Source organism: Yoonia sp. (assembly GCF_046498525.1).
GTDB lineage: Bacteria > Pseudomonadota > Alphaproteobacteria > Rhodobacterales > Rhodobacteraceae > Yoonia.
Genome location: NZ_JAWOAN010000297.1, coordinates 1 through 4636, shown reverse-complemented (window position 1 = coordinate 4636; position 4636 = coordinate 1). Strand labels below are relative to the sequence as shown.

Genomic DNA, 4636 nt, shown 5'->3' with positions numbered 1-4636 from the left:
CCCCTGATTGCCATTCTGCGCGGTGTGACACCTGCCGAGGCCGCCCCGATGGCCACCGCATTAATCGATGCAGGGATCACCAAAATCGAAGTCCCGCTGAACTTGCCAGACCCGTTCGACAGCATCAAGGCGATGGCCGACGCTCATGGCGCGGATGCGCTGATCGGCGCTGGCACCGTCCTGTCGACCGACGACGTCAGTCGTGTGGCGCAGGCCGGTGGCAAGCTGATCGTTTCGCCCAACTGCGACCAGCGGGTGATTGTCGCCACCAAAACCGCCGGGATGCAAAGCTGGCCTGGCGTGATGACCCCGACAGAGTGCTTTGCCGCCCTCAAAGCGGGCGCGGACGGGCTCAAGATCTTTCCTGCCAACCTGCTTGGACCCGACGGTATCAAGGCGATCCGGGCGGTCCTGCCACCCGGAACACAAGTCTATGCCGTGGGTGGTGCAGGTGCCGACAACTTTGCAGAATGGATGGCCGCATCCGCTGATGGTTTCGGCATCGGGTCCGCGCTTTACAAGCCCGGGCTTTCCGTGGCCGATGTCGCAGCACGCGCGCACGATATCGTGGCGGCCTACGACGCGGCGTCATCATGATTTTCGACGAAACACAATGCAAGCTGGGGGAAGGGCCGCTATGGCACCCTTCGCGCAAGCAATTGTTCTGGTTCGATATCTTGGGAAAGCGTCTTCATACCAAAGGCCATCACTGGCAATTCGAGGACTATGTGAGCGCAGCAGGTTGGACGTCTGAAAAAACCCTGCTGATCGCGACCAGCAACGCGCTGCGACATTTCGATATCACGACCGGCGACCACCATGTGATCACCCCGCTAGAGGCAGACAACAGCGTGACCCGTTCAAACGATGGCCGCGCTGATCCACAGGGCGGGTTCTGGATTGGCACAATGGGGATTAATGCGGAAAATGGCGCAGGCGCGATCTATCGCTACTATAAGGGCGCGCTGCGCCGCCTTTTTGCACCGATCACGATATCGAATGCGATCTGCTTCAGCCCCGATGGAAAGACGGCCTATTTCACCGACACGCCCACACAACAGATCATGCGCGTCGCACTGGACCCAGAGGGTTGGCCGATAAGTGAACCGGTGCTGCACATCGATCTACTGGGCACGGATTTCCGCCCTGATGGTGCCGTTGTCGATTCGGCGGGCAATCTGTGGAACGCGCAGTGGGGTGTCGGGCGCGTCGCCGGTTATGATCCGGCAGGGCGTTTCATCGAAAGCTTCAGCTTTGCTGCCAAGCAAACTTCCTGTCCGGCATTCGGCGGCGATGAACTGAAAACGCTTTTCTGCACCAGTGCAGCGGTCGGTCTGTCCGGCCCCGCACAGGGCAAGACATTTGCAGCCAAAACACGCTACATTGGCCAAACAGAACATCGCGTTATTCTTTGACGCTCCATGTCCTTCATCTTGGTCAAAAAACTCAAAAAGGTACCCTATGAAACGCACACTCGGTGTCTGCTATTATCCGGAACATTGGCCAGAAGACCAATGGCACAAAGATGCGGAACACATGGTTGCGACCGGCCTGACGTGGGTGCGGATCGGTGAATTTGGCTGGAGCCGGATGGAACCTGCACCGGGTACATTGACATGGGACTGGCTAGATCGCGCGATCGAGGTGCTGGGCAGTGCAGGCCTGAAGATTGTCCTTGGCACACCGACGGCCACACCCCCACGGTGGATGATCGACAAGCACCCTGACATGCTGGCCGTCGACGCCGAAGGGCGCCCCCGCAAGTTCGGATCGCGACGCCATTATGATTTCAGTCATCTGGGCTATCGCGACGAATGCAGGCGAATCGCGCGACTGATGGGCGAACGCTATGGTCGCAACCCACATATCGCGGCATGGCAGATCGACAACGAATACGACTGTCACGACACTGCGCTTAGTTATTCGGATGCCGCGCGGCAGGGGTTTCAGGACTGGCTGGCGCAGAAGTACCAGTCAACCGATGCGCTGAACCGCGCTTGGGGAAACGTGTTCTGGTCGATGGACTATGACAGTTTTGACCAGATCGACCTGCCCAATCTGACCGTGACAGAGCCCAACCATCCACATCAGCTAGCGTTCCGGCGCTATAGCTCGGATCAGGTGGTGGCCTTCAACAAAGTGCAGGCGGACGAGTTGCGCAAACACACCGCGATGCCGCTGATCCACAACTACATGGGCCGGATCACGACGTTTGACCATTGGAAGGTCGGTGCGGACCTCGATATCGCGTCGTGGGACAGTTACCCGATTGGCTTCCTGTCGGACCGGCTCGAAGGCAGCGCCGATTTCAAGCAGGCTTTCCTGCGTCAGGGTCACCCCGACAATCAGGCCTTTCACCACGATCTGTACCGCGCAGTTGGCAAAGGCCGCATGTGGGTCATGGAACAGCAGCCCGGCCCGGTGAACTGGGCCCCCTACAACCCGGCCCCCCTGCCCGGCATGGCCCGCCTTTGGGCGTGGGAGGCTTTTGCCCATGGTGCAGAAACCGTCTGCTATTTCCGCTGGCGTCAAGCTCCTTTTGCGCAAGAACAGATGCACGCGGGGTTGCTGCGACCCGACAGCGCCCCCGCGCCAGCCTTGGCCGAAGCAAGGCAAGTCGCCGATGAAATCGAGGGCCTCGCGGACGTTGGCACGGCACATGCACAGGTCGCCTTGGTCTTCGACTATGAAAGCGCATGGGCTTGGGATGCACAGCCGCAAGGTGCCGATTTCGAGATGTTCTGCCTTGCGTTCGCGGCCTATCGTGCCTTGCGTCGTGCGGGGTTGAACATCGACATCCTGCCACCCGATGCCGACGATCTTTCCGCCTACAAACTGGTCATGGCACCGGGGATCATGAAACTCTCTGATCCGCTCCGGCAGGCGCTCGCTTCGTTCAAAGGCATCGCCTTGCTCGGCCCGCGCACCGATACCAAGACAGAAGAGTTGGGCATCCCCACACCGCTTGGCCCCAACCTGCCCGGTATCGATATCAGCATCAGCCTGACCGAAAGCATGCCACCCCACGATGCCATCGCGCTGCAGAATAGCGGCCAGTTCGTTCACTGGTTCGAACATTTGGAAGGCGGCGCCAAGGTGTTTGCCCAAACCGCCGACGGTCAACCAGCGATCATGGGCAATGAAAACCTGCGCTACCTTGCCGGCTGGCCGGATGACCCGACATTCGACCGGATCATCAACAACGCCTGCGATGCGTTGGGTGTAAAAACAACCGCTCTCCCCGACGGATTGCGCATCCGCGACACCGCCACGCATCGCTTTATCTTCAACTACGCCAATCATCCGCAAGACTGGCACGGAAAGTCTATTGCCGCAGCAGGCGTGCATTGGGAGGAACTATGATGACGCATTTCGGCACGACACAGACCGGTGAAGACATTGATAAGATTGTGCTTTGCGCCGGTGACCTGACGATCAGCATCCTGACCTTGGGCGCGATTGTTCAGGATTTGAGATTGGCGGGTGTTACGCATAGCCTCGCTCTTGGGTCCGATGAACTGAGTGACTACGAAGCTGACATGAAATACTTCGGGGCAATCGTCGGCCCGATCGCCAACCGGATCAGCACGGGGCGCGTGCGGCTGGAGGGTATGATGTACGAGTTGGAGCGCAACGAAAACGGCGAAATCCATCTCCATTCCGGATCGGAAGGCGTGCACGCCCGTGTCTGGCAGGTTGCGGCGCAAAGTCGCGATAGCGTCACGCTTGCGCTGACCCTCGCGGATGGCGATGCGGGATTGCCGGGTGCACGCGACATCCGCGTGACATATCAGCTTAGCGCGCCTGCGACATTGACCATGACCATCGAAGGCACGACCGATGCGACAACTTGCATGAACTTTGCCAGCCATATCTATTGGAATCTTGATGGCACCGAGACATGGGAGGGGCATCAACTCCAGATCGCCGCGGACCACTACCTACCGGTCAACGAAAAAACCTGCCCAACGGGTGAAATTGCCGATGTGACCGGGACGCAGATGGATTTCCGCGACGCGCGCAGCCCGCAGACGGGTGTGCCTTCACTGGATCACAACTTCTGCCTGTCTGACGGCAAACAACCATTGCGCGATGTGCTTTGGATGACCGGGCGTACGGGAACCACGATGACGCTGGCCACCACAGAAGCCGGTCTCCAGATACACGACGCCGCCACATCGCACCGGCCTGGCAAACCCTGCTACGAAGGGATGGTGATCGAACCCCAAGGCTGGCCCGATGCGCCGAACCATCGTGGCTTTGGCTCGATTACGGTCAGTGCCGATCAGCACTATCATCAAAAGACACGTTGGCGCTTTGCCCGCTGACAACAGGGCTAAACCCCGCGCGTCAGCTGCGCCTTTCCACAAATCCCATAGCGACATGACCGGCACGGCCATTCATGTCGCAACGGCTGCTATGCACGTCAAAAGAGCGCGCCCTGCTGTCGCACCCCCATGATATATGCCGCACTGTAGCTATATCAGTTTTGAGCAAGGAACCGCTCAGAAACTGGGGAAAAATGGAACTCGAAACACTGTTGCTCTCGCGCATTCAATTTGCGGCGAATATCTCTTTTCACATTCTGTTTCCAACGATCACCATCGCCTTGGGCTGGGTGCTGCTGTTTTTCAAA

The 4636-nt window shown here is 58.8% G+C and carries 5 protein-coding genes; all 5 read left to right on the top strand.

The window, feature by feature from the left end; genetic code table 11:
- Positions 1-597 (top strand): 2-dehydro-3-deoxy-6-phosphogalactonate aldolase (locus R6T97_RS17445; protein ID WP_410350553.1); only part of this gene is annotated, 597 nt, incomplete at its 5' end.
- Complete coding sequence (locus tag R6T97_RS17440) at positions 594-1415, top strand: SMP-30/gluconolactonase/LRE family protein (RefSeq protein WP_410350552.1); 822 nt, start codon at positions 594-596, stop codon at positions 1413-1415. The genes R6T97_RS17445 and R6T97_RS17440, both read left to right, overlap by 4 nt.
- Positions 1416-1461: 46 nt before the next feature.
- Entirely contained in the window at positions 1462-3363 is a 1902-nt protein-coding gene (locus R6T97_RS17435) for a beta-galactosidase (protein ID WP_410350551.1), read from the top strand.
- The gene (locus tag R6T97_RS17430) at positions 3360-4328 is read left to right on the top strand and encodes an aldose epimerase family protein (protein ID WP_410350550.1); all 969 of its coding nucleotides are present in this window, start codon (positions 3360-3362) and stop codon (positions 4326-4328) included. The genes R6T97_RS17435 and R6T97_RS17430 overlap by 4 nt, the downstream gene beginning before the upstream one ends.
- Positions 4329-4402: 74 nt before the next feature.
- Positions 4403-4636, top strand: a 234-nt coding sequence (locus tag R6T97_RS17425) for a cytochrome ubiquinol oxidase subunit I (protein ID WP_410350549.1), incomplete at its 3' end; no start/stop codon positions are given.

What these genes read in the sequence shown, in the direction of transcription:
- R6T97_RS17440 (WP_410350552.1), top strand. Translation starts at nt 594, where the DNA reads ATGATTTTCGACGAAACACAATGCAAGCTGGGGGAAGGGCCGCTATGG.
- R6T97_RS17430 (WP_410350550.1), top strand. Translation starts at nt 3,360, where the DNA reads ATGATGACGCATTTCGGCACGACACAGACCGGTGAAGACATTGATAAG.
- R6T97_RS17435 (WP_410350551.1), top strand. Translation starts at nt 1,462, where the DNA reads ATGAAACGCACACTCGGTGTCTGCTATTATCCGGAACATTGGCCAGAA.